Below are 23,882 nucleotides of genomic sequence, written 5' to 3' on the forward strand. Positions count from 1 at the left end.
AATGATTATTGTTTTTTATAAGACGAAGGTTGACCTTCCATCTTTTGTCGGATGATATTTAAAACAGCCCATGGTCTTTCAATTTGAATATAATGACCTGTATTTTCTAGGTATATAAGGGAACTGTTTGGAATTTCTTTATGAAACTTTTCACAGTCTTTTCTAAATGTCTTCAGGGTATCCTTAGTAGTAACAATAGTGAAGTGACTTTTTAAATTAGGATACCGATTAGAAATTTGCTTTAAATCACTGTTATAGTTCTTTGTTTCCATCGACTTGTTAAAAATAACCTTGGGTTGTGACCAAATATGCTGTCGTTGTTTAATAATAGTATTTCTTTGGTTTGTATCAATTGAAACTAAAATGTCATTTAGACCATTTTCAATAAACATATCTGAAATGGTATATGAAAATAATAGAGAAAACCCTTTACCAAGTACAGGAAGTGTAGTGGTCATATAAATAGGTTGCATTTTAATTTCATAAAGGGGAGAATCGAGTATGATGTATTTTTGATCGGAGTTATTATCATTTACCGCCATAAATGCAGCCGTAGACCCGCCATAAGAATGCCCAACTATTAAAGGCGATTTTAAGTTAAATTGTTTAATGATTTGATTTGTAAGAATCGCATTGTCCTCAATATGATGAGAATACTCGTAGTCTGAGCTATATCCATGTCCTAGCCGATCAAAAGCGGTAACTCTATAATCAACACTTAAAGAGTCTATAATTTTGTTCCAATCTTCAATGGAGCCAGGACTTCCGTGGATTAGTAAGATGTCTTTTCCTTGTCCTTTTTGTAAGTATCGAATGGTGTTCTTTTGAATGGTTACATAGTTAAACTCTGAATTATCTTGGCTAGAAAAGTTTCCAAGATCTGTTTGCCCTAATAATGAGAGTAGAATTAAAAAGGTTACAATTATTAGCACAGATTTTTTTAAAATGGTGTGTTTTTTTGTTTTCATTTATAAAACATCAAAAATTACTACAAAATACATAATATTCTGTTTATAGGGGTATTGACTTCTGGTTTAATATAGTAATTTATAAAAGTTAAAGCATGAAGTATTTGTAGGTATGAACTTGATTAAACTTATATTTGTTGGAAAGAATAAAGTCTGTAATATTTTTTGAAAACTACTATGAAATTAAGTTAAAAATACTCAAGCTAGTGGGTAAATTTTTAATAGCTATTATGCTAATATTGGTAGCAGCAGGGGCATGCTATAGATTGTTTAGTTCAAAACCAATTCCACCAGGCAAGTTAGTCGATGTTAATGGAACAAAACTTCATATAAGAGCAGAAGGTGAAAAGAATAATTTGCCAACTCTTATTCTTGAATCGGGAGCATATAGCAGTACCGATATGTTGCATTGGATTGCAGAAGGACTGAAGGAGGATATGCGAATAGTGCGTTATGATAGAGAAGGGAAGTGGTATAGCGAATCAGTTGAAAACAGCATTACATCTGAATCGTACGCTCATCAACTCCATGAGTTACTTGAAATAAATGGAGAAAAGCCGCCTTATATATTAGTAGGTCATTCAATGGGGGGAATCTATAATCGAATATTTAGAGATGTTTACCCTAATGAAGTAAAAGGAATGGTTTTTTTAGATTCAAGTCATCCAGAGCAATGGGAACGGTTAGTGCAAAAAGAGTTGATTCCTGAAAATCAAGTTAACTCTATAAAATTAATGTCGATTCTTGCTGATATGGGAATAATTGGACTTTATAATAAGTTATTTAGTTCAAAGTTTAGGAATGATGGTCTACCAAAAGAGTGTCATATTCGTTCTCGTGAAATTACTTCCTATTCTGGAAAAGTTTACGATCGATATTTAAAAGAAAATACTATTAATAAAGCTTTGCTTTTACGTTCAGGACAAGTAAGTAGTTTAGATTCCTTATCTGTTTTGGTTTTTACAGCTAAAGAGCAATATAGAGAGTTTCAAAAAGAAAAATATCGACGCGAAGGTATTGATCCAGATAAACAAGTTCAACTGTGGTTTGAAATGCAAAAAGAATTAAAAGAACTGTCTACAAATAGTAAACAATTTGTGATGGATGGGAATCATGGTTCTATAATTACACAAAAAGAAAATGCCGATTTAATCAATAAGGAAATATTATTGATGGTAGAATCAATTAAATAGTAAGTGATGAAAATATCATCTGCTCAATAAAGTTCTTTTAGCAAAAATTAGTATGATCAAATTGAGACTTAAACAATGGGACTCATCGAGATGAATTTTCGTTGATAGCTTCGGTTGAAAATATTAGAAATCATTCATTTCTGTTGGAGTCACTCTATCTATTTGACAATTATAGCATCCGTGACTGGAATTATGAACTTGCAAATACGTGATTTCTCCATTACTAAATAATTCATGAATTGTTGGTTTAAGATGCTCTCCTTTTACTGTTTTTGCATCAATCATCATTGCTTTCCGATCATATGCCATTACCGAGAGTAGCCGATGTTCAAGTATTTCAGGAATTTCATTGGTATTGAGATTAGCAGAAATGGCATTCTCTCTTACAAAAATAGGTCCTGAGGCTCGATAAGGAGAACGAACATCGTGGTGTTGGTAGTTGAAGGCAAATATTTTCTCGCCAATATTGGCTTCTTTGAGGCTAACTCGGCATGGAAAACCAGGATTTGAATCTGCTATTATTGTATGAATTTCTCTTTTTTCAAGCTCCTTTGAGTTTAGTTCAAATAAGTGGGCTACTTTATCTATGGCGATTTCTTTTATTTTGAATTCAGTGTTCATTTCTTTTAGTGTATTTGAAAAGTTTTGGTAAAGCTAAGGGCAGGTCTTAAGTTAGGCAATCCGATACTTGCTTATCAATTGAGTTTCGAAGCTTCAAAAGCATTAATAATTTGCTTTCTTTCTGGGATCCAACGATAACCACCGGAAACTCCATTATTTTTAATAACTCTATGGCAAGGAATTAAATAGGCGATTGGGTTTTTCCCTATAGCTGTTCCTATGGCTCTAACGGCTTTTGGGTTATTTATTTTATTACCTATATCTTGATAGCAAACCAATTGTCCAGAAGGAACCTGTAATAAAGCCTTCCATACCTGTATTTGAAAGGGGGTTCCTTTAAAATGCAATGGAATCTTTTTCTTTGGTATTTCCCATGTTTCTAAATAAGTCTTGAGTAATATGCCATAGTCGCCTAATCCTTTATTGAAAGTAGCTTCAGAGAAATCGTTTGTCAGTGCATCAAATAGATTTTCTTCACCTGCCTTAAAAGCAATTTTACAAATTCCTTTTTCCGTTTCTGCAATAAGTGTTTCCCCAAATACAGATTCTATAATTTCCCAACGTATAACAATTCCCCGTCCTTTGTTTTTAAATTCACCAGGTGATACTGATTCAAATTTAACAAACAAATCGTGTAACCTCCCATTTCCTGAAAGACCAACTTCATAGGACGTTTCGAGGGTACTTTTACCTAAACTTAATAAGCTTTTCGAATGCTCTAATGTAAGATATTGCAGAAAATCTTTAGGGGTTACACCAACCCAATTTTTAAAAACACGTTGCAAGTGAAATTTGCTCAAATGAATATGATCACTTATTTCTTCTAGAGAAGGGTGACGGTCCTTATTTTCGTTTAAATACGTTATTATTTTCTCGACAACAAGATAGTGGTGATTAGATGTGTCCATAAGACAAATTTCATGAATAAATAGTTTCGGAGCAATCCGAAAATTGCTTCTTTATCATAAACTTTAAATCATCCAACCAAGCATAAACAGCATCACTGATAAAACTAAAATAATGATCTGATAGCTAAAATACCTCCAAGAAAGCCTCCCTAGAACAAGTGCTTTTTTTCTTAGTTTGAAAAATTTAGGATGCAGAATATCTGAATCCACGATCTCAGTTTTTTTAATAAAGTAATTTTTAGAGATCATAACTTCTACTAAGATTGAAAGTAGAAAAACATTGTTTATGGAAATATAATCATCATTCAGGGATATGCCTTTATCTAGAGCTTTAATACGTGTATTAATTATATGTCTCGTAAGCCTGAGGTCATATAATCTTGATAAAACCGTTATTGTTCCACAGCAAATAGAAATAAAGGCAGATAAAGCGGAAAATCGAAGAAGTGTGATTTTCCAGTTGATATATTTTAAAGAAAAAGTTACTTGTAAATCTGCTTCAATTTCTTTCAAAACAAAGGCTAGAATTCCAATCGCAGCAACAAGAAAAAAGTTATTAGCAAAGCCATATTGTGTTAAGGTTTTATCGGTCCAAAATCGATGGCGTTCTTGATATTCGTCTTTTTTTCCCATGTTTGAAAGTTAGTTAGTATTAGTTAGAAAGAAGTGAAGCGTTATGACATTTTGTATAGTTGAGTTATATATTCGTACATAAAATTATAGTTTTTAATAATATCTTTCAAAAGAGCAATTTGAATTTTAGTTCTTGTTAAGTTATTTTCTGCGTAAGAGGTTTGATAATAAATATCGCCGTTTAAATAGTCTGCCAAGAAACGAATTGCTTGTTCGTAGGTAATAGTTTTAACACCCAAAACAAGCGTTTTTATTTCTTCTTGGGTAATAAACTCTTTTGAGGCTTCGGCATAACCTTCAGCAAAAGTTTTAAATAAATTCATATTTAAACTGGCTTTCGAGACATCCTTTTCTTCTTCGCTGGCAGTGTTCATTCCTGTTCTCACAGCATCACCAAAATCGTAACACAAGTACCCAGGCATGGTAGTGTCAAGATCAATAATGCAGAATTGTTCATTTGAACTATTGAAAAGAATGTTACTAAGTTTTGCATCTTGATGAATGCTTCTAAGGGGTATTTTTTTTTGGTTTCCAAGTGAAACCACTTCTCCCATTTCAGAAGCAAGGTCTATTAAATAGTTAATTTCATCTCTTGCATGTTCCTTTCTATTTTCAAAATTGAATTCAATGGCTTTTTTAAAATGCTCTATTCTTAGAGGCGTATTGTGAAAGTCAGGCAAAACCTCAAACAAACCTGGTTCGGGCAGGTCAATTAGTAGCTTTTGATAATTAGCAAACGCATTTCCCAAAGCTCTGGCTTGTTTTTCACTTTCTAAAACTTCAAAAGTGACAGAGTTTTCAAGATAATTAAACATTCTCCAGTAATTACCTTCTGAATCTTTGTGAAACCCTTCATTTATTTTGGAAGGTATCACTTTTAAAATAAATCTGTCTTTAACTTTTGAAGCGATATGTTCCGTAATTCGAATAATATTTTTTGAGAGTTCACCTACATTTTTAAATATAGAATGATTTACCTTTTGAAGAATATAGGAGGTATCTGTTGTAGTTATTTTATAAGTTGTGTTAATATAACCAGAAACAATGGTTTCAGAAGAAACAAAACTTCCTTCTATTTCAAAAGAATCGATAATAGTAGTATCTAGTGCCATTCAAAAATATTAATTAAAAAGTCTCTTAAAACTACCAAACCAAGAACAATACTACACTTAGGTTTGGTGCTTTTGAAATAATAAATTCCTTAACTATGGATTTAATCATTCCATAATTTTTCAGGGTACTCTCCTGATTTGGTTAATTGTTTAATGTTATTTTCTACAATGGTCTTGTCTTCCTTATAAGTCATACCAAACCATTTTGCATTTGTTGGTAATACAGTAACTCCGCTTTGATTTCTCGCGATTAAATTATTGATAACGGTAGGAAGGTAAAACTCAGATTTTAATTCAGAACCACGTTCAGTAAGAAAAGATTTAAAGTCATTTTCGAAAGCTTCAAAAGTAGCAGGAGTTAATCCGAACATGTTCATAGAGGCAATATCTTCAGCACTTAAAACGGTTTCTTTGTTATCTTCTGTAAAAACAATTGTACTTCCTTTTTTCTCAATTTGAGTACGTTCTGTGATTGATGTAACTTGATGGTCTGAGTTTACAGTACAAATTCCTCTGGAAACACTTCCGTTATCCGATAAGGTGTTAATCAGTTTATAGCCTACCATACTTTGATCTTGTAAATCAGAAGTATTTAAAGTTTTTAAATACTCAGCAATAACTTTAAAAGATTCACTACCATAGAAGTCATCGGCATTAATAACAGCAAAGTTATCTGTAATGCTATTTCTACAACACCATATGGCATGACCAGTTCCCCATGGTTTTTCTCTATCGGGGTTCGTATTAAATCCTTGAGGTAGATCTTTTGTGTTTTGATACACAAAATCTACCTCAATATGATTCCTATATTTATGGGTAATTAAGTTTTTAAAATCATCTTCGAATTCTTTACGAATAACGAAAACAACTTTAGTAAACCCCGCTCTTTTAGCATCAAAAACAGAGTAGTCGATAATCGTTTCATTAAAATCATTAATTGGGCTTAATTGTTTTAAGCCTCCAAAGCGACTACCCATACCAGCAGCCATTACTAAAAGTGTTAATCCCATTTGTTTTTCAATTTAAAAGTCTCTCATAATTTCAAGAGGGTTTTCCTTTTTCCATTGTCCATTGGTAAAATCAGGAACAGGAATTGACATACTCTTACTTGCTACTGAAATTTCAGATAAAGGAGTAATTGCACTCCACATAACACTATCGTAAGCATTAATGTCAAGAGGTAACCCTAAGTTTAAACATCTAATTAATCGGTATATCATAACAAAATCCATACCACCATGGCCTTGTTTAAAACCTTGGCTTATTGTTTTCAGTTTTTTGATAATTGGATGCGTATATTTACTTTGATAGGTTTTGTAATCATCTTCAGAAAGCCATCTGTGTCCCCAATAAGCCAATTCTTCTTTGTCAATATAAAGCCTACTTGGATAGCCATCATGTGTAGCTTTTGTTCCAACAACTTTATTGATTCTTGAGTATGGTCGACCAGTATGTACATCAAACTGTAACAGTATGGATTTTCCTTTGGCAGTTTTAATCATGGTTGAATTCATATCACCACATTTAAAGTCCGTATAGGGAGATCCAAGTCTTTTTGCTGTTTCACTTAAATTAAGTTCTCTAGAACTCATAGAAGTTAAATGATCAAATGTATCACCTCTTCCAATGTTTAAGTAAAAACTAATAGGACCTAAACCGTGTGTTGTATAAAAGTTGCCATCTCTTTCAATATGATGTTTTAATCTCCATTGGTTTTCATAATAATCATTACTTAGCATGTGTGCTCTTAAATCATGAAGATAGGCTCCTTCTGTATGCGTAATGTCTCCAAAAACACCATTTTCAATCATGTTTAGAACAAACAATTCTTCTTCATTGTAACAACAGTTTTCAATCATAATACAGTGCTTCTGATTTTTCTCTGCTGTTTCAATAAGTTCCCAACATTCACTTAAGGTATAAGCTAATGGAACTTCACAAGCAACGTGCTTACCATTGTTCATACCATAGATACACATTGGAGCATGATATTCCCAAGGAGTAGCAATTAATAATAAATCAATCTCATCACGTTGGGCTAATTTTTTCCATTCCGTATCATTTCCAAAATAAAGTTTGGGTTTCTTTCTTTGCCATTGCTTTAGGCGCTCTGCTGCTTTCTGTACTTTCTTTTCTTGTAAATCTGAAAGTCCAACTATTTCACAATGTCCTTGTGCTACGAGCCATTCAAACATTTGAAGTAGGGTTGTACCTCTATTTCCTAGACCAATAATTCCAACCTTCACTTTTTTTATTGGTGAAGTTTTAAAACCAAATAAGTTTCCTTTGGTGTTTTTTGATGTAGACTTGATAGCTTCTGATAAGGCATCATGATCGTTCGCATATGAAGAAAATGGAAGCGATATAAACGCTGAAGCTCCAAGTAAGGACTGTATAAAGTTTTTTCTGTTCATAAAATAGGTGTAGTTATTTATAACTTATTAACGCTAACATAAAAATTAGGGTCAACAGTTATGCTATTAGTGTTTGTTTTCAAAGTTTGCCACTTCTGGGTTGGTTTAATCAGCTTAGCTTCTTTTCCAAGATATATCTTTAAAGGCATATTAAAATTATCAACCACATTTGTCCATCTGTATTTTAACTGACCTTTCTTTAATTTATACTCAAAGTTAGGTATTTTGATAGTTCTTAAATATTGATCAAATACCTTTGTTAGATCAATTCCAGATTCTTGAATCAAGTAATTTTCTATTTGTTTTGTAGTAACTGTTTGATGGTAAAATGTTTTGTTTAAGCCTCTTAAAATCTGACGCCATTTTTCATCATTATCAATCAGTTGTCGAATGACATGAAGCATATTCGCTCCTTTGTAATACATGTCTCCAGAACCTTCACTATTTACATCATATTGACCTATGATTGGAATATCGTTTTGTATAGATCTTCTTGTCCCTATAACATATTCAGCAGAAGCTTTTTTACCATAGTAATAGTCTAGAAATAAGTTTTCAGAATAGGCCGTAAAGCTCTCGTGAATCCACATATCTGCAATATCCTTATTTGTGATATTATTGGCAAACCATTCATGTCCAGCTTCATGAATGATTATAAAATCAAACTTTAATCCCCAACCAGTGCCAGAAAGATCATTACCTAAATAACCTTTTCTGTATTTGTTTCCATAAGTAACAGAACTCTGGTGCTCCATTCCCAAATACGGAACTTCTACAAGTTTAAAACTATCTTCGTAAAAAGGGTATTTTCCAAACCAATGTTCAAAGGCCTTTAGCATTTTTGGGGCATCTTTGAAGTGTACTTTGGCTTTTTCGAGGTTATCTCTCAATACATAATACTCCAGATCTAATTCACCACCTTCACCTTGATATTTTTCAGAAAAATGAACATAGTCACCAATATTAACGTTTACTCCGTAGTTGTTAATAGGATTGTTTACAAACCAATGATAGGTAGTAGTTTTATCAGAATGCTTTTCAACTTTTCGCAGTCGACCATTTGAAATATCCATTAAATGATTTGGAACTCTAACGCTAATGGCCATACTATCAACTTCATCGTACATATGATCTTTGTTAGGCCACCAAACACTGGCTCCTAACCCTTGACAAGAAGTAGCCACAAAGTGTTTTCCATTAGAATCTTTTTTCCATGAAAAGCCACCATCCCATGGAGCCCTAATAGCTTCTTTCGGATTACCTTCATAATAAACATCTACAGAGTTTATAGATCCTATCTTCTGATTTTCCTGTAATTCAATAAAATGAGCATTTGTTTCTGATTGTACGTTAAGCTCTTTTCCATTTTGCATTACTTTGGTAATTTTTAAAGGAGGTTGCAAATCAATCTGAAGTCTTGACGCTGGTTTTAATACTTTATATTGAATGGTGTTTTTACCTGAAATAAATTTTTTATCAGGGTTTACTGAAATGTCTAAATGGTAGTAGGTTAAGTCCCACCAAGACCTTTCTGGAGTTATGGTTCCTCTTAAGGAGTCCTGTCGCGTAAACGTTTTCGTATGATCAAAAAGTGAGGTTTGCGAAAAAGAAGAAAGCCCCGCAAACATTAAAAAACAAGTAGTAATAATTTTTTTTAGCATAATTTCAAAAGGTATCGGGAGGCTAATATAAGTTTTTAAATACTAATTGTAATTGTATAACGGGAAATGAAGGTTTAAATTTCTTCAAAAATTGCACTCAATTTTATTGCTGTTTTCTAATTGAATATTGCTGGTTAAAGTTTTTTGTATTGAATTTATCTTTTAGATATTTGCTTAAAATTAAATAAAATGTCAAAGGTTGTATTTATTACAGGAGCTTCATCAGGAATAGGAAAATCTATTGCTAGTTATTTACATAGTAAAAATTACAAAGTATATGGAACAAGTAGAAATCCACAAAAGGTTGATGTTCCTTATCATATGGTTGCTTTAGATGTGACAAAAGAAGAAACTATAAAAACAGCTATTGAAGAGGTTATAAAGAAAGAAGGAAAGATTGATGTTTTAATTAACAATGCTGGAAAGGGAATAACGGGTCCAATTGAAGATACTCCAACTAAAGAAATGCGCGATAATTTTGAAACTAATTTTTTTGGTGTTATCAATGTTATTAAGGAAGTACTTCCATACATGCGAGAGCAAAAACAAGGGCTTGTTATAAATACCACCTCAATAGCAGCGTATATGGGATTACCTTTTAGAGGTATTTATTCGGCAAGTAAAGGAGCTTTGGAGTTAATCACAGAAAGCCTGAGTATGGAAGTAAAAGCATTTGGAATTAACGTTGTAAATGTTGCTCCAGGAGATTTTGCAACAAATATAGCCGCGGGAAGATACCATACACCCGTTTTTGATAATTCAGCTTACAAGGAAAAATATGCTGAAAATTTAGCATTGATGGATAACCATGTTGATTCAGGCGCTGACCCTATTCAAATGGCTAAAAAAGTGCAAGAAATTATAGAAAATAAAAAACCGAAAATACATTACAAAGTAGGAGCATTTATGGAAAAGTTCTCAATCGTATTGAAGAGAATTTTACCAGATAAAGTTTACGAAAAACTCTTAATGAATCATTATAAGTTGTAAATTCGCAGCGGATTATAAAGAATACTTTGTAACAGAACACAACATTATAAATAAAAACACATGAAATTTTTTATTGACACGGCTAATCTTGATCAAATTAAAGAAGCACAAGCTTTAGGTATTTTAGATGGAGTTACTACAAATCCATCATTAATGGCGAAGGAAGGAATCACAGGAGAAGAGAATATTTTAAATCACTATAAAGCAATTTGTGAAGTTGTTGAAGGTGATGTTTCGGCTGAGGTTATTTCAACTGATTTTGAAGGAATGGTGAAAGAAGGAGAAGCTTTAGCGGCTTTAAACCCTCAGATTGTTGTTAAATTACCTATGATTGCTGATGGTATTAAAGCTTGTAAATACTTTTCAGATAAAGGAATTAAAACAAATGTAACGTTAGTATTCTCTGCAGGTCAGGCATTATTGGCTGCAAAAGCAGGTGCAACTTATGTATCTCCTTTTATTGGGCGTTTAGATGATATTTCGACAGATGGATTAAATTTAATTTCTGAAATTCGTCATATCTATGATAACTATATGTTCGAAACAGAAATTTTAGCTGCTTCTGTGCGTCACACAATGCACGTAATTGATTGTGCTAAAATTGGAGCTGATGTTATGACTGGACCATTAAGTGCTATTTCTGGATTATTAAAGCACCCATTAACGGATATCGGTTTAGAAAAGTTTTTAGCTGATTATAAAAAAGGAAACTAATTTCCTTTATAACCATATTAAAAAGTCAGTAAGTTGAAAAGTTTATCTTGGATACTTCTGACTTTTTCTGGCTAAAAATAGATTGATAAATATGTCCTTTTCCTGCAAATAAACAATGTATCCCAAAAAAGAATTAGCACAACTCGTAGTTTCAGCCTGCAATCACTACAACGTAGATACCGTAGTAATATCTCCGGGGTCTAGAAATGCGCCTTTAACCATTGGTTTTTCAAATCATCCTAATATTAAAACCTATAGTATCGTTGATGAACGCTGTGCTGCTTTTTTTGCTATGGGGATTGCTCAACAGACAAAAAAACCGGTTGCCTTGGTGTGTACGTCAGGTTCTGCCTTACTTAATTATCATCCAGCAATCGCAGAGGCATTCTATAGTAAAATACCTCTTTTAGTTATTTCAGCAGATAGGCCTAAACACTTAATTGATATTGGTGATGGACAAACAATTAGACAAGAATATGTGTTTAATAACCATATCTTGTGCTCAGCGAATCTGAGTGAAGATGTGGAAAGGATTGGTGAAAATATCCAATTAATTAGTGGCGCAATAAAAAAAGCAATAGAAAAAAAAGGGCCTGTACATATTAACGTTCCGTTTGATGAGCCATTATATGAAACTGTAGAGTCAATTGCTGAATTCGATTTTCCTCAATTTAACTATGAGGAAGAAATACAAAATTGGCAGTACGATATTGCTGTGAATATTTGGAATGCATCAAAGAAGGTTATGATTTTAGTTGGGGAGAATTTTCCTTCTGAAAAAATAAACACTTGTTTAGAAGGTTATTTCAATGATGAAAAGGTGATTGTTCTCACGGAAACTATTTCAAATATTCATCACCCAAATATCATAAACTCTATTGATAAAGTAATCACTTCGTTTTCAGAAGAAGATTTTGAGGCATTTAAGCCGGACTTACTAATTACGTTCGGGGGAATGGTGGTGTCAAAAAGAATTAAACAGTTTTTACGTAAGTACTCTCCAAAAGGTCATTGGCATATAGATAAACTTAAAGATATGAATACGTTTTTTTGTTTGACTGGCCATATAACTTTAAGTACTGAAGAGTTTTTAACTGAACTTTATAAACGAGTAAACAAAGAAAAAAATAAAAGTAGCTATCAAAAGGAATGGTTAGAAGCTAAACTCTCTAGAAACAATAGCCATAAACAGTTTTTGGAAAAAGTTGAATATTCAGACCTTAAGGCATGTGAAACTATATTGGCTTCCTTGCCAGATAATTGTCAGTTACAGGTGAGTAATAGCTCTGTTATTAGGTATACTCAATTGTTTGACTTGAATCCTTCACTTAAAGTTTTTTGCAATAGAGGAACTAGTGGAATTGATGGAAGTACCAGTACGGCAATTGGAGCTTCTATTGAAGTTGAAGAACAAACTGTTTTCATAACAGGGGATGTTAGTTTTTATTACGATAGCAATGCTTTATGGAATTCCTATATTCCTAAAAGTTTTAGAATAATTATTTTGAATAATTCAGGAGGAGGAATCTTTAAAATAATACCAGGACCAAAGTCAACAAACGCTTTGAAATACTTTGAAACTCCTCATGGTCTTACTGCCGAACATTTGGCAAAGACCTACAATTTTGAATATTGTTCTGCACGAAATATAAATGAGTTAAACGAAAATTTGATTGACTTTTATAAAGAGTCGGATAAACCAAAAATTCTTGAGGTTTTTACGCCTTCTGATATAAATGACGTAATTTTAAAGGAATATTTTAAAAATTTATAATGGATTTAAAAGTAGGAGATAAGGTAGATTTGATTATAGGTTTACAGTCGCATTTGGGCTTCACTGTATTAATCAATGAGGAATATGAAGGATTACTTTATAAAAATGAAGTATTCACTGAACTAGAGGAGGGAATGAAAGTCCAAGGGTACATTAAAAAAATTAGAGAAGATGAAAGAATTGACATGTCTTTGCAGCCTCAGGGATTTAAAAACGTTATTGATAAAGACGTAGAGAAAGTTTATAATAAGATTAAAGAAAAAGGAAGTTTACTGCTTACCGATAAGAGTTCTCCTGAATCTATAAAGTTCCATTTACAAATGAGTAAAAAAGCTTTTAAACGAGCAGTAGGTAGTTTATACAAGCAACAATTAATAGAATTAAAAGAAGATAGAATTGAACTGAAACACTAGTTTAATTTTAATGAAAAAAATAAAAAAGCCTCTATCATTTTTGATAGAGGCTTTTTCGTAACTCCTTTTTAGATGTTATTTTACTTCTTTTAAAGAATTATTTATTAAAAGTTTTAGCTGGTTTTTATGTGCTTTTGTCGAAATATTACCAGTTCCGTTGCTTACCCAAGATTTGATTTTATTTAAGTTATACAAAGCCATCGCTTTTGCAGCGTTTGTATATCCTTTACTTTTCTTACCAACAACCATGTTTAAAAGCATTTTTGTATACTCTGTTTGTAAATTCTGACGGAAAGAGTTTACGTTTTTATATAAGTCAGCTTTAAAAATAGCATTGTTTAAATCTGTCATAAAAGCTGATAAAGTATACTCATTTCCATATAATTCAGAATCGGTAATTCTTTGTAAGGTATTTCTGTGTAAAATATGGTTTAACACGTTCTTTTGATATCTTAAAACCTGTGCGTGAATTTTAGGGTCCTCTGGGCCACCAAAAAAGTTGTACCCACGTCTTTGTCTTGCCAAATAGTTGTATAAATCAGCAGGAGCCTTGAAGGCGTTTGGAGCAAAAACATAAGTTTTTAAAGCATTCATAGCTCTTTTTTGGTCTTCTAAACTAACAGGCGTATAAGGTTGAGTTCCTCCTTCTTGACCAATTACAGATCTATCTACATAAACACCACCTATAAATCGAGAAATAACTCCTCCAGCTGTAGCGGCTTGACCACTCAAAATAAAATAAGCGTTTCTAAGCTCTTCGTAAGTTTCTCCTTCATTAGAAAAACGAGACTTAATATCTTTCATAATATTATTGGCCAATTTTATCCTATCGATAGAGTAAGTAATTTGATCATTTGATAAATCACCAATCATTACTCTCGGATCAATAGCTTTTCCAGGCGCTCGCATATCATCTGCATCATTACCAAAAATTAATTCTGGTTTCGTCGATTGCGCTAAAAGAGCTTTTCTTTCTGAATCGTTATTAAAAGGAGTATAACCATATTGAATTGCCCAAACATCATAAGGACCAACAGCTGTATCATAGAATTGACCTTGTTTTGATCTGTCTAACGTTAAGTTAATAGCGGCGTAGTCCATAACTGAACCAGTTAAGCATTTTCCTTCAATAAAATCAGCATTGGCTAATTGCTCAGGAGAAAATAACTGACTCGCCTTCATATTGTGATTTAAACCTAAAGTATGTCCTACCTCGTGCATAATAAGTGCTTTCATAGCCTCTCTTTTCATTCCCTCCATTTCCAAGTCAGAAGCGCCAGAAGCAGCTAATACAGTTTTTCCAAACATTGTATTTTCATGCATCAAATGCCCTGCTGAACAAAACATGTGATTGTCTTTGTGGGTAAATATGTTATGAGCTTCTTCTTCTGTTGAAGCCTTTGATAGCTCACCAAAAATTTTGTCATATTTAACTCTATTTGTAAAATGAACGTATTCTAACATAATGTCTGCACCTAAAATTTCACCTGTTCTAGGGTTTACAAAACTTGGTCCGTAACCACCAAAAGGAGGATTAGGAGAAGAAGTCCAACGCAACACATTGTAACGAACATCTCCGGCATCCCAGTCTGCATCATTTGGTTGAACTTTAACTTCCATGGCATTTTTAAATCCAGCTTTTTCAAAAGCTTCATTCCAAGCCAAAACTCCCTCTTTAATTGTTTGAATAAACTCAACTGGGGTTGAGTTCTCAATCCACCATGTAATAGGTTTTACTGGTTCAGAGATTGCTAATTCTGGGTTCTTTTTAACAAGTCTCCATCTATTAATAAAATCTCTATAATTCACAGCCTTTGTAGAGGTCATGTCATTGGTAGAAGTTAAAAAGTAACCAACTCGAGGGTCATCCATTCTTACTTCATAGTTGTTTTCAGGCATATTCATGAAGGTGTGAAAAACCTTAATAGAAATAAATCTACCATCTTTTATTGCCTGAGATCCTCCGTTTAAAACAGAAGGATTATTGTAAACATACTCTGTTTTTATGTTGGTGTTTTCAGGATAATTTTTAATCTCGTTTATTTTCGATTTCTTCTTGTCAAAATTACCAAGTTTAAATGCAAAAGGAGAACTTCCAGGAAAGCGTGGAGGTTTAATTCTTGTTAATACTTCTGATAAAAACAGGTCATTTGCTTCGATTAAATATTCTCCTTTTTTTTCATCAGAAGCTACTATCTTAGAACTAGACACTAGGGCATCGCTAATATTTGCTTTTGAAGATTTAGAAATGGCGTTGTTTTTATCGAAGTAAAATGAGGTATTAGGAGCAACAAATTCTATCTTGTTGAAGTATTTCTTTATGTTGAAAATACTAGAACCTCTGTATGCTCCTCTAAAAGCCCTTACTTCGGAAACACCATCGGCTATTTGGGAAAAATAGATAAAATCTTTATTTAGTTGTTCTTTTTTTATAAGTAACTTGATGTTACCCGTAACGGTATCTTGATAGATAGTGAAAAGACCATCTATTTTTTGACTACTTTTAGTAAGTTCAGCAATGGTTTTTTCTTTCTTTTTCTTTTTTTCTGGAGTTTCTGTTTTGTTTTTGTCCTTTTTTTTCTTTCTTCTTTGCGCATTCATATCTTGAACACCCAAAAAAGAAGCCATCAAAAACATTGACACTAGTAGCCTAAGGCTTAGTTGTTTTTTGTGCATATTTAGTTGTATTTGGGTTTGTAAACCACGAATTTACCATTTACAGTGTCCAAAAATGTTAATGTTTTTATAAAATAGACTTAAATAAGAGTATCATGAGAAGAGCGAAAATTGAAGTTATATGAAGTTCTAACAACTCATAAGAGGCTAGTTTTCCATACGAAATAGCAGAATAAAACTAAAAAACCTCCTGAAGTTAATCAAGAGGTTTCTTATTAATTATAATGTAATAAAGTTAGAAAATTAATTGTCTTCATTTTCGTTATCATCATTTTCATCCTCTTGTTCTTCTTCTTGTTCTTCTTCATCTTCAATTGGAGTACCTTCTTCTGATTTTTGCTTCTCTAATAAGTCATTTACACGTTTAATGTTTTCATAAAAAGCATTGGTGTTAGGGTCAGAGAGGTTCATTTTACCATAAGCCGCTTTGTAGTAAAAATCAGCTTTTTCATAATCTTTACCTAGTTCATAGTATTTTCCAACATAATAATCCCCTAAATGAAGATCAGGATATTTAATAGCAACAAAGTCACCAAGAACTCTAAGGTAGTCTCCATCTTGTTTGTCAATAACAATTCCTTCGATAGCATAAATGTCATCTAAACGAACATTTAGATTTGAACCATATAAATATTGGATGTCTAAGTATTTATTTTCAACATACTTTATGGCTTCTAAAGGTTCTAAATCTTTTATACTCTTTTCAAATTCAGACTTAGAAATTTTCGAATATAGAGCGAAGATTTTAGTCATAGCTCTTGGTATTGTTTCAGCAATAGTTGATAAGAAGCCAGGTGAATTTTCAAACTTATCAAAAGTAAAGTTCAAGTTTTTTGCTTCAAAAGAGGTTAAATAAGTTCCTATTTCACTAAATCTACCAAATAACTCATCAGTAGTTTGTCCTTTTGCGTTACTCCCATAAATAAAATAGGTGTTGTCTATGGTTTCTAATCTTTTAAGTGAATACGATTTTATAATTTCAGGAGAGTAATTTGCAAATTCAGGAGTAGCACATATATATGCATTAAAAATTGGTTCAGGCTCCTTTAAAAAGTGTGTCACAAAATTGGCTCCTTTACCTTCGCCAACAATAGTCATAAACGGAGAAGTTTTAAAACTTCCTTCCAAGTAAGGGATTAACTCATGTTTAATAAAATTGTAAAAGTGTATTCCGTTAGTGGTTAGAAGGTTTGTAGCTGGAACGATCGAAATATCTTTTGCATAAGTAGATTTCATATCAATTCCCACAACAATTTGTCTTGGAGCTTTATCAGCATTAGCAAAAAGTTTTGCGCTTCCAACATATAAATCAAATAAGTATTCATCTCCTAAGACAATAGCAACAGGATAGTTCGCCGTTAAATCTTTATCATAATTTTTAGGAAGATAAACCTTAATATTTCTTTGTTTCTTTAACTCTTTGGAATCAATTGATTTTGTGATAATTTTTTGAGAAAAAGCTGATACTGATAAACAAAATACAAGTAAAAACGATAGATGTCTCATAGGGAATAATTTATAACTGTCAAATATAAAAAGAAAATAAAGTTAATGTGTTATTTTTGCTTCTTATATAACGACAATAGTTTAAAATTATGATACAACCTGAGTGGAAAACTGCAAAGGAATACGATGATATTACTTATAAGAAATCTAATGGAGTAGCAAGAATTGCATTTAATAGACCAGATATAAGAAATGCTTTCAGGCCAAAAACAACAAGTGAATTGCTAGATGCATTTAAAGATGCACACGAAGATACTTCTGTGGGAGTTGTGTTGCTTTCTGCGGAAGGACCTTCAACTAAAGATGGAATTTGGAGCTTTTGCTCAGGAGGAGATCAAAAAGCAAGAGGGCATCAAGGTTATGTTGGCGAAGATGGTTATCATAGATTAAATATTTTAGAGGTTCAACGTTTAATTCGTTTTATGCCTAAGGCTGTAATTTGTGTTGTGCCAGGATGGGCCGTAGGTGGTGGACATAGTTTACACGTTGTTTGTGATTTAACTTTGGCTAGTAAAGAGCATGCCATTTTCAAACAAACGGATGCGGATGTTACCTCATTTGATGCTGGATATGGTTCTGCGTATTTAGCTAAAATGGTTGGGCAAAAGAAAGCGCGCGAAATTTTCTTTTTAGGTAGAAATTACTCAGCACAAGAGGCGTATGAAATGGGAATGGTAAACGCCGTAATTCCTCATGACGAATTAGAAGCTACTGCTTATGAATGGGCTCAAGAAATATTGGCGAAATCTCCAACATCAATAAAAATGTTGAAGTTTGCTATGAATTTAACGGATGATGGAATGGTTGGTCAGCAGGTTTTTGCTGGAGAGGCGACGAGATTAGCTTATATGACTGATGAGGCAAAAGAAGGAAGAGATGCATTTTTGGAGAAGCGTAAGCCAAACTTTGAGAAAAAATGGATTCCATAGTAGGTTATCAACGAAAAGTTTTTAGTTTTAAAATTACAATTAATAAATAGTGAAAATAATTTGTATTGGGCGAAATTATGGAAAGCATATTGAAGAGCTTGCCAATGAAAAGCCCGAGAATCCAGTTATATTTTTAAAGCCTGATTCGGCTATTTTACCAAAAAAAATGCCTTTTTTCATCCCACCATTTTCTAATGATATTCATTATGAGGTTGAGGTTTTGGTAAAAATTAACAAAGTAGGAAAGCACATTTCTCCGAAGTTTGCTCATAAATACTATGATGAAGTTGGATTAGGAATTGATTTTACAGCTCGTGATGTTCAAGCGAAATGTAAGGAAAAAGGGTTGCCTTGGGAAAAAGCCAAAGCCTTCGATGGAAGTGCTGTTATTGGGCAATTCTTTCCGAAGGAAGAGTTTGATATTGACAATACTTCTTTTCAGCTAAAAAAAAATGATACTATAGTGCAAGATGGTAATACCCAATCTATGTTATGGAAGGTAGATGAATTAATAGGGTATGTATCGCAGTATTTTACTTTGAAAAAAGGAGATGTCATTTTTACAGGAACGCCTGCTGGAGTTGGAAGAGTTGAAGAAAATGATATTCTTACAGGGCTTATTGAAAACAAAGAAGCTTTTCAGATAAAAATAAAATAGAAAATGTTCGTATTAATACTAATTCTTGTTATTGGTAAAAAGTTTTACGACTTAGCAGATAGTTACAATAAAAGTAAATGGGGCTATGCAATCGCAGGGGCGTTGAGCTATTATGTCGGGGCTTTTATCTTAGGATTAGTACTGGGAGCTGTGCTATTAGTTCTTGAATCGAATTTCTTGGAAACCGCAAGCGATTTTGTGTTAACAATAATAACAATACCTGTTGGTTTGTTAAGTTGTTATTTATTCTATGTTTTTTTAGAAAGAAAATGGGAAAAAGAAAAACCAGATAAAGATAACTTAATCGACCAAATAGGAAACTCATAGATTAATGAAAGCAGAAATTATTACGATAGGAGATGAAATCCTAATCGGTCAAATAGTAGATACAAATTCTCAATGGATTGGTCAAGAACTTAACAAAATTGGAGTTTCTGTACATCAGATATCTTCTATTCAAGATGAAAGGAATCATATTTTAGATGCTTTAAAGGAAGCTGAAAATAGAGTAGATATTGTTATCATAACTGGAGGTTTGGGGCCTACCAAAGATGATATAACGAAAAAAACAATTGCCGATTACTTTAATGATACAGAGATTGTTGAATATCCTGAAGTAATTGATCATATAAAGCAGTTATTTAAGAAAGTAAATCATCCTTTTAATGAAGTTCAAAGGTATCAAGCTCAGTTACCGTCTAAAGCAAGGCTATTAATGAATAGCTATGGAACTGCTCCAGGAATGTGGTTCGAACAAAATGATACCATTTTTGTATCTATGCCTGGTGTTCCTTATGAAATGAAAGGTCTCATGGAACATGAGGTTTTACCAAGACTTCAAGAAAAGTTTGAGCTTCCTCATATTATTCACAAAACTATAATGACATATGGAACAGGTGAAAGTGTTATAGCTGCAAGAATTGAAAACTGGGAAGATAATTTGCCTCCTTTTATTAAACTGGCATACTTGCCTTCTTTTGGAAGGGTTCGACTCAGACTATCTGCAAAAGGAACAAATAAAGTTCAAGTAGAAGAGGCTTTGGCAAATCAAATAAGTCAACTACAAAAACTAATTTCTGATATTATTGTTGGAATAGATGATGATTCATCTCTTGAGAAACAGGTCGGAGAATTATTAAAAAGTAAAGGACAAACTATTAGTACAGCTGAAAGCTTAACAGGAGGAAAGATAGCTTCTACGATGGTTTCCATTCCAGGATCTTCATCTTATTATAAAGGTAGTTTTATAACTTATACAGCGGAGTTAAAACAAGAATTATTGGGCGTTTCTAAGGAAACAATCGATAAACATAGTGTGGTTAGTACAGAAGTAGCTAAAGAAATGGCCCAAGGAGCAATAAAGAATTTAAAAACGGATTATGCAATTGCGGTTACGGGAAATGCTGGACCAACCCAGGATAATAATGATAAAAGTGTAGGAACCGTGTATATTGCATTAGCATATCATGATAAGGTTGATGTTCAGGGGTTTAGTTTTGGTCAGCCTAGAGAAAAGGTAATCAATAGGACAGTTGCAAAGGCTTTGGAACTTTTACAAAAAAATATTCTAAAAAATTAATACAGAATATTTTGTTTAATTCTGTCAAAAATTCGTATATTTGCACCTCGTTTAGAAATAACACTATAAAACTGTCAAGAAGATGTCTAGAGTTTGTGAATTAACAGGTAAAAAAGCGATGGTAGGTAACAACGTATCGCATGCCTTGAATAGAACTAAAAGAAAGTTTAACGCTAATTTAATGACTAAGCGTTTTTATATTCCAGAAGAAGATAAATGGATTACATTAAAGGTATCTGCTTCTGCATTAAAAAATATTAATAAAAAAGGAATCTCTGCTGTTCTTAAAGAAGCTAGAGAAAAAGGTTTCTTAACGAAGTAATTCCTTTCCAGATAAAAATTTTATAGAGATGGCAAAAAAAGGAAACAGAGTTCAAGTTATATTAGAGTGTACTGAACACAAGGCAACTGGACAACCAGGAACTTCTCGTTATATCACTACGAAAAATAAGAAAAATACTCCTGATAGAATGGAATTAAAGAAATTTAATCCAATCTTAAAGAAGATGACAGTTCATAAAGAAATTAAATAATTAGCTACGGCTTAAATTTTATATAAAATGGCAAAGAAATCAGTAGCAACGTTACAAACAGGTTCTAAAAGATTAACTAAGGCAATTAAAATGGTAAAGTCTCCTAAAAGTGGAGCTTATACTTTTGTTGAGGCAATTATGGATCCTACACAAGTAAACGACTTTTTAGCAAAAAAGTAATTCTTGTATACAGTTTAAAGAAAAGCTACTTTCAATATTGAAAGTAGCTTTTTTTGTATTAAAAAATGAGTATTTTTGAATTCAATATTTCACTTTATATAGATCTTTTTGACGCGAAGTAATTCAAATTAATGACAATATGACTCTAAAGTGAATTTGGTATGGTTTTTACCATAATTTGAGTGATTATAAAATTTGACCATGAGTTTTTTTAAGAAAATATTTTCGAAAGAGAAAAAAGAAACATTAGACAAAGGCTTAGAAAAAACTAAATCCAGCTTTTTTTCAAAATTATCTAAAGCTGTAGCTGGTAAATCGAAAGTAGATGATGATGTATTGGATAACTTAGAAGAGGTATTAGTGTCTTCTGATGTTGGAGTGGATACTACATTAAAAATTATTGAAAGAATTGAAGAGCGTGTTTCTCGTGATAAATATTTGGGTACTGAAGAGCTTAATCAAATATTAAGAGAAGAAATCGCAGGTTTACTTTCGGAAACTAATTCAGGAGATGATTCTGAATTTACAGTACCTAAAAATACCAAGCCTTATGTATTAATGGTTGTAGGTGTAAATGGCGTTGGAAAGACTACAACAATTGGAAAATTGGCCTCTCAGTTTAAAAAGAAAGGATTAAAGGTTGTTCTTGGTGCAGCTGATACCTTTAGAGCTGCAGCTATTGATCAGCTTCAAGTATGGGCTGATAGGACAGATGTTCCGATTGTACGCCAAGAGATGGGGTCTGATCCTGCATCTGTAGCTTTTGATACTGTAAAGTCTGGTGTAAATCAGGATGCAGATGTTATCATAATTGACACAGCGGGACGCTTGCATAATAAGGTAAATTTAATGAACGAGTTGTCTAAAATAAAACGTGTTATGCAGAAAGTAATTCCAGATGCTCCTCATGACGTTTTATTGGTTTTGGATGGTTCAACTGGGCAAAACGCTTTTGAACAAGCAAAGCAATTTACCAAAGCAACAGAGGTAACTTCTTTAGCGGTAACAAAATTAGATGGAACTGCAAAAGGTGGTGTCGTAATAGGTATTTCGGATCAGTTCCAAATTCCTGTGAAATATATCGGAGTAGGAGAAGGGATCGATGATTTACAGGTGTTCAATAAGTTTGAATTTATAGACAGTTTTTTTAAATAGATTAACTTTAATATTTTATCTTATCACCTTAATAGTGTTATGATAAAAATAAAATATAAAACATCAGAAATATTCAATTTGAGTATTTCTGATGTTTTGTTTCATATACTAGATAGAGGTTATAACATTTTTAATGTCCAAAGTAATAATTTGTAGAATACCCACTAGGACCACCCCAAAATACTCCACGAATATGACCAGAGAAAAAGTTTACAGTGTCATAATTGTCAACAGATTCAGCACATTCTCCAGTAGGATATAAAAATTCAAACACTTCATTTTCGTTACCATACTCTCTATGAAATCCGCTATTTAAACCAGTTGAGAAAGAGGGTTTTTCACCGATTTCACTTCCAACATATATAGGGTTCAAAACGGCCCAATCCCAAGTACCAGAAATTGATTTTATTGGTTTGTAATTATAACGTGTTTTCCATACTCCGAATTGTTTTTTATGAGCAATAGACTCAGTATAAAACAAGTGAAGTATTTTTCTTTCACCTCCAACCATACGTTCGTAGAGTTGAGCGCCATAAACGTGTTTAAATCTTTGTTTTGACGAATTATAATACCAAATAACACTTGGGAAATCGCCAAAAATATTTCCTTTTTCAAATGAGTAAACCAGGTTCCAGCTACTTTTTGCAAGTGTATTAGTATTTGAAAAATCAAAAACTTCACCACCTATTTCTACTTCACCATTTATATTGATAACATATTGACTCCCATTTTTTACTTTCAGTTCATATGAGAGTCCTCCATCTTTTTCAATTGTCTTTGAAAGTAAACCAGATCTAACATGTTTTTTTATATCATCACATAACTGAGGTTTATAACCTAGTTTTTTCATTTCATCAATACTTATGTCTTCAGGTAAATTGCGGTACATGTCCATTTCAAATTGATTCTGAGCTACATCTAGTTCATCCAAAATGATTTTTTGAGTTTTAAAATTATTATCCCTAGCCCAAGTAATACGTTCTTTCCCTGACATATTGCTAAAAAATTGAATTGAATTTAAAAAGTCATCAAGGTTGTCAAATGTCAGCATTCCATTTTTTTGCTGGATATTAAGTGTTGAAAATTGCTTGTTGAGAACATTGCTTTTTAGAGATGTTTCGTTTCCATTAATGTCTTGTTGTAAAAGGTCTTCTTGATTGGAACATCCGATCAATACTAGCAAAATAAAAACGATACTTAATTTTTTTGTTATCATAATTAAAGTTTTATTATTTACTATATCGGTTCATTATTCTAAAAACATT

Annotated in this window: 24 protein-coding genes; 13 read left to right on the forward strand and 11 right to left on the reverse strand. The window is 32.5% G+C overall.

From position 1 onward, the window contains the following. Positions 1-5 precede the first annotated feature (5 nt). Positions 6-968 carry an alpha/beta fold hydrolase gene (locus tag ACKTTV_RS21775; RefSeq protein ID WP_408032987.1) on the reverse strand — a complete coding sequence of 321 codons (963 nt, stop codon included), beginning with the start codon at positions 966-968 and terminating at the stop codon, positions 6-8. A 206-nt stretch (positions 969-1,174) separates the two neighbouring features. On the opposite strand from ACKTTV_RS21775, the gene ACKTTV_RS21780 reads away from it, so the two are divergent. Next, positions 1,175-2,161 carry an alpha/beta fold hydrolase gene (locus tag ACKTTV_RS21780; RefSeq protein ID WP_408032988.1) on the forward strand — a complete coding sequence of 329 codons (987 nt, stop codon included), beginning with the start codon at positions 1,175-1,177 and terminating at the stop codon, positions 2,159-2,161. 123 nt (positions 2,162-2,284) lie between these two features. Here the strand turns inward: ACKTTV_RS21780 and ACKTTV_RS21785 are convergent, their stop codons facing one another. From ACKTTV_RS21785 to ACKTTV_RS21815, 7 genes are all read right to left on the reverse strand, one after another. Next, on the reverse strand, positions 2,285-2,782 hold the full coding sequence (locus ACKTTV_RS21785; protein WP_408032989.1) for a DUF1203 domain-containing protein: 498 nt from the start codon (positions 2,780-2,782) through the stop codon (positions 2,285-2,287). 74 nt (positions 2,783-2,856) lie between these two features. After that, the gene (locus tag ACKTTV_RS21790; protein ID WP_408032990.1) at positions 2,857-3,690 is read right to left on the reverse strand and encodes a bifunctional helix-turn-helix domain-containing protein/methylated-DNA--[protein]-cysteine S-methyltransferase; all 834 of its coding nucleotides are present in this window, start codon (positions 3,688-3,690) and stop codon (positions 2,857-2,859) included. A 63-nt stretch (positions 3,691-3,753) separates the two neighbouring features. Further along, on the reverse strand, positions 3,754-4,323 hold the full coding sequence (locus ACKTTV_RS21795) for a hypothetical protein (RefSeq protein WP_408032991.1): 570 nt from the start codon (positions 4,321-4,323) through the stop codon (positions 3,754-3,756). A 41-nt stretch (positions 4,324-4,364) separates the two neighbouring features. Continuing rightward, positions 4,365-5,435, reverse strand: coding sequence for a phosphotransferase enzyme family protein (locus tag ACKTTV_RS21800; protein ID WP_408032992.1), 1,071 nt, complete (start codon positions 5,433-5,435; stop codon positions 4,365-4,367). 101 nt (positions 5,436-5,536) lie between these two features. Continuing rightward, a complete protein-coding gene (locus ACKTTV_RS21805) occupies positions 5,537-6,445 on the reverse strand; it encodes a nucleotidyltransferase family protein (RefSeq protein WP_408032993.1) in 909 nt (302 codons plus the stop codon). Positions 6,446-6,457: 12 nt separating this feature from the next. Continuing rightward, a complete protein-coding gene (locus ACKTTV_RS21810) occupies positions 6,458-7,849 on the reverse strand; it encodes a Gfo/Idh/MocA family protein (RefSeq protein ID WP_408032994.1) in 1,392 nt (463 codons plus the stop codon). A gap of 17 nt (positions 7,850-7,866) precedes the next feature. Beyond that, positions 7,867-9,477: a M1 family metallopeptidase gene (locus ACKTTV_RS21815; RefSeq protein ID WP_408033199.1), complete on the reverse strand. Its 1,611-nt coding sequence runs from the start codon at positions 9,475-9,477 to the stop codon at positions 7,867-7,869. A gap of 222 nt (positions 9,478-9,699) precedes the next feature. Here ACKTTV_RS21815 and ACKTTV_RS21820 point away from each other — a divergent pair, with 222 nt between their 5' ends. The 4 genes from ACKTTV_RS21820 to ACKTTV_RS21835 all read left to right on the forward strand — a co-directional run bounded on the left by ACKTTV_RS21820 (position 9,700) and on the right by ACKTTV_RS21835 (position 13,401). Further along, the gene (locus ACKTTV_RS21820; protein ID WP_408032995.1) at positions 9,700-10,500 is read left to right on the forward strand and encodes an SDR family oxidoreductase; all 801 of its coding nucleotides are present in this window, start codon (positions 9,700-9,702) and stop codon (positions 10,498-10,500) included. A gap of 60 nt (positions 10,501-10,560) precedes the next feature. Next, the gene (gene fsa, locus ACKTTV_RS21825; RefSeq protein WP_408032996.1) at positions 10,561-11,214 is read left to right on the forward strand and encodes a fructose-6-phosphate aldolase; all 654 of its coding nucleotides are present in this window, start codon (positions 10,561-10,563) and stop codon (positions 11,212-11,214) included. 115 nt (positions 11,215-11,329) lie between these two features. Then, positions 11,330-12,988 carry a 2-succinyl-5-enolpyruvyl-6-hydroxy-3-cyclohexene-1-carboxylic-acid synthase gene (gene menD / locus ACKTTV_RS21830; RefSeq protein WP_408032997.1) on the forward strand — a complete coding sequence of 553 codons (1,659 nt, stop codon included), beginning with the start codon at positions 11,330-11,332 and terminating at the stop codon, positions 12,986-12,988. Next, positions 12,988-13,401 (forward strand): S1 RNA-binding domain-containing protein, encoded by a 414-nt coding sequence (locus tag ACKTTV_RS21835; protein ID WP_408032998.1) that lies wholly within the window; start codon positions 12,988-12,990, stop codon positions 13,399-13,401. The genes menD and ACKTTV_RS21835 overlap by 1 nt, the downstream gene beginning before the upstream one ends. 75 nt (positions 13,402-13,476) lie before the next feature. Here the strand turns inward: ACKTTV_RS21835 and ACKTTV_RS21840 are convergent, their stop codons facing one another. Both ACKTTV_RS21840 and ACKTTV_RS21845 read right to left on the reverse strand, forming a co-directional pair. Then, positions 13,477-16,077 (reverse strand): zinc-dependent metalloprotease, encoded by a 2,601-nt coding sequence (locus ACKTTV_RS21840; RefSeq protein WP_408032999.1) that lies wholly within the window; start codon positions 16,075-16,077, stop codon positions 13,477-13,479. Between the two features lie 243 nt (positions 16,078-16,320). Then, positions 16,321-17,583, reverse strand: a complete 1,263-nt coding sequence (locus ACKTTV_RS21845; protein WP_408033000.1) for an alpha/beta hydrolase — start codon at positions 17,581-17,583, stop codon at positions 16,321-16,323. Positions 17,584-17,672: 89 nt separating this feature from the next. Here ACKTTV_RS21845 and ACKTTV_RS21850 point away from each other — a divergent pair, with 89 nt between their 5' ends. The 8 genes from ACKTTV_RS21850 to ftsY all read left to right on the forward strand — a co-directional run bounded on the left by ACKTTV_RS21850 (position 17,673) and on the right by ftsY (position 22,617). Next, the gene (locus ACKTTV_RS21850; RefSeq protein ID WP_408033001.1) at positions 17,673-18,512 is read left to right on the forward strand and encodes a 1,4-dihydroxy-2-naphthoyl-CoA synthase; all 840 of its coding nucleotides are present in this window, start codon (positions 17,673-17,675) and stop codon (positions 18,510-18,512) included. A gap of 49 nt (positions 18,513-18,561) precedes the next feature. Next, complete coding sequence (locus ACKTTV_RS21855; RefSeq protein ID WP_408033002.1) at positions 18,562-19,170, forward strand: fumarylacetoacetate hydrolase family protein; 609 nt, start codon at positions 18,562-18,564, stop codon at positions 19,168-19,170. 3 nt (positions 19,171-19,173) lie between these two features. Then, entirely contained in the window at positions 19,174-19,497 is a 324-nt protein-coding gene (locus ACKTTV_RS21860; protein ID WP_408033003.1) for a hypothetical protein, read from the forward strand. Positions 19,498-19,501: 4 nt separating this feature from the next. Continuing rightward, positions 19,502-20,749 carry a competence/damage-inducible protein A gene (locus ACKTTV_RS21865; RefSeq protein ID WP_408033004.1) on the forward strand — a complete coding sequence of 416 codons (1,248 nt, stop codon included), beginning with the start codon at positions 19,502-19,504 and terminating at the stop codon, positions 20,747-20,749. A gap of 82 nt (positions 20,750-20,831) precedes the next feature. After that, entirely contained in the window at positions 20,832-21,071 is a 240-nt protein-coding gene (gene rpmB, locus ACKTTV_RS21870; RefSeq protein WP_093669052.1) for a 50S ribosomal protein L28, read from the forward strand. A 28-nt stretch (positions 21,072-21,099) separates the two neighbouring features. Then, positions 21,100-21,282: a 50S ribosomal protein L33 gene (gene rpmG, locus ACKTTV_RS21875; protein WP_057480125.1), complete on the forward strand. Its 183-nt coding sequence runs from the start codon at positions 21,100-21,102 to the stop codon at positions 21,280-21,282. 27 nt (positions 21,283-21,309) lie between these two features. Then, positions 21,310-21,462, forward strand: a complete 153-nt coding sequence (locus tag ACKTTV_RS21880) for a DUF4295 domain-containing protein (RefSeq protein WP_086030136.1) — start codon at positions 21,310-21,312, stop codon at positions 21,460-21,462. 201 nt (positions 21,463-21,663) lie between these two features. Next, the gene (gene ftsY / locus ACKTTV_RS21885; protein WP_408033005.1) at positions 21,664-22,617 is read left to right on the forward strand and encodes a signal recognition particle-docking protein FtsY; all 954 of its coding nucleotides are present in this window, start codon (positions 21,664-21,666) and stop codon (positions 22,615-22,617) included. 130 nt (positions 22,618-22,747) lie between these two features. Here the strand turns inward: ftsY and ACKTTV_RS21890 are convergent, their stop codons facing one another. After that, positions 22,748-23,833, reverse strand: coding sequence for a hypothetical protein (locus tag ACKTTV_RS21890; RefSeq protein WP_408033006.1), 1,086 nt, complete (start codon positions 23,831-23,833; stop codon positions 22,748-22,750). Positions 23,834-23,882 lie beyond the last annotated feature (49 nt).

Source organism: Tenacibaculum xiamenense (genome assembly GCF_964513065.1).
Taxonomy (GTDB): Bacteria; Bacteroidota; Bacteroidia; order Flavobacteriales; family Flavobacteriaceae; genus Polaribacter; species Polaribacter xiamenense.

Excerpts from the sequence above, each read along its gene's own strand:
- rpmG (WP_057480125.1), top strand. The coding sequence starts at position 21,100 with ATGGCAAAAAAAGGAAACAGAGTTCAAGTTATATTAGAGTGTACTGAA.
- ACKTTV_RS21835 (WP_408032998.1), top strand. The coding sequence starts at position 12,988 with ATGGATTTAAAAGTAGGAGATAAGGTAGATTTGATTATAGGTTTACAG.
- ACKTTV_RS21790 (WP_408032990.1), bottom strand. The coding sequence starts at position 3,690 with ATGGACACATCTAATCACCACTATCTTGTTGTCGAGAAAATAATAACG.
- ftsY (WP_408033005.1), top strand. The coding sequence starts at position 21,664 with ATGAGTTTTTTTAAGAAAATATTTTCGAAAGAGAAAAAAGAAACATTA.
- ACKTTV_RS21810 (WP_408032994.1), bottom strand. The coding sequence starts at position 7,849 with ATGAACAGAAAAAACTTTATACAGTCCTTACTTGGAGCTTCAGCGTTT.
- ACKTTV_RS21860 (WP_408033003.1), top strand. The coding sequence starts at position 19,174 with ATGTTCGTATTAATACTAATTCTTGTTATTGGTAAAAAGTTTTACGAC.
- ACKTTV_RS21845 (WP_408033000.1), bottom strand. The coding sequence starts at position 17,583 with ATGAGACATCTATCGTTTTTACTTGTATTTTGTTTATCAGTATCAGCT.
- ACKTTV_RS21840 (WP_408032999.1), bottom strand. The coding sequence starts at position 16,077 with ATGCACAAAAAACAACTAAGCCTTAGGCTACTAGTGTCAATGTTTTTG.
- ACKTTV_RS21890 (WP_408033006.1), bottom strand. The coding sequence starts at position 23,833 with ATGATAACAAAAAAATTAAGTATCGTTTTTATTTTGCTAGTATTGATC.
- menD (WP_408032997.1), top strand. The coding sequence starts at position 11,330 with ATGTATCCCAAAAAAGAATTAGCACAACTCGTAGTTTCAGCCTGCAAT.
- fsa (WP_408032996.1), top strand. The coding sequence starts at position 10,561 with ATGAAATTTTTTATTGACACGGCTAATCTTGATCAAATTAAAGAAGCA.
- ACKTTV_RS21865 (WP_408033004.1), top strand. The coding sequence starts at position 19,502 with ATGAAAGCAGAAATTATTACGATAGGAGATGAAATCCTAATCGGTCAA.
- ACKTTV_RS21785 (WP_408032989.1), bottom strand. The coding sequence starts at position 2,782 with ATGAACACTGAATTCAAAATAAAAGAAATCGCCATAGATAAAGTAGCC.
- ACKTTV_RS21850 (WP_408033001.1), top strand. The coding sequence starts at position 17,673 with ATGATACAACCTGAGTGGAAAACTGCAAAGGAATACGATGATATTACT.
- ACKTTV_RS21880 (WP_086030136.1), top strand. The coding sequence starts at position 21,310 with ATGGCAAAGAAATCAGTAGCAACGTTACAAACAGGTTCTAAAAGATTA.
- ACKTTV_RS21800 (WP_408032992.1), bottom strand. The coding sequence starts at position 5,435 with ATGGCACTAGATACTACTATTATCGATTCTTTTGAAATAGAAGGAAGT.
- ACKTTV_RS21805 (WP_408032993.1), bottom strand. The coding sequence starts at position 6,445 with ATGGGATTAACACTTTTAGTAATGGCTGCTGGTATGGGTAGTCGCTTT.
- ACKTTV_RS21795 (WP_408032991.1), bottom strand. The coding sequence starts at position 4,323 with ATGGGAAAAAAAGACGAATATCAAGAACGCCATCGATTTTGGACCGAT.
- rpmB (WP_093669052.1), top strand. The coding sequence starts at position 20,832 with ATGTCTAGAGTTTGTGAATTAACAGGTAAAAAAGCGATGGTAGGTAAC.
- ACKTTV_RS21815 (WP_408033199.1), bottom strand. The coding sequence starts at position 9,477 with ATGTTTGCGGGGCTTTCTTCTTTTTCGCAAACCTCACTTTTTGATCAT.
- ACKTTV_RS21775 (WP_408032987.1), bottom strand. The coding sequence starts at position 968 with ATGAAAACAAAAAAACACACCATTTTAAAAAAATCTGTGCTAATAATT.
- ACKTTV_RS21820 (WP_408032995.1), top strand. The coding sequence starts at position 9,700 with ATGTCAAAGGTTGTATTTATTACAGGAGCTTCATCAGGAATAGGAAAA.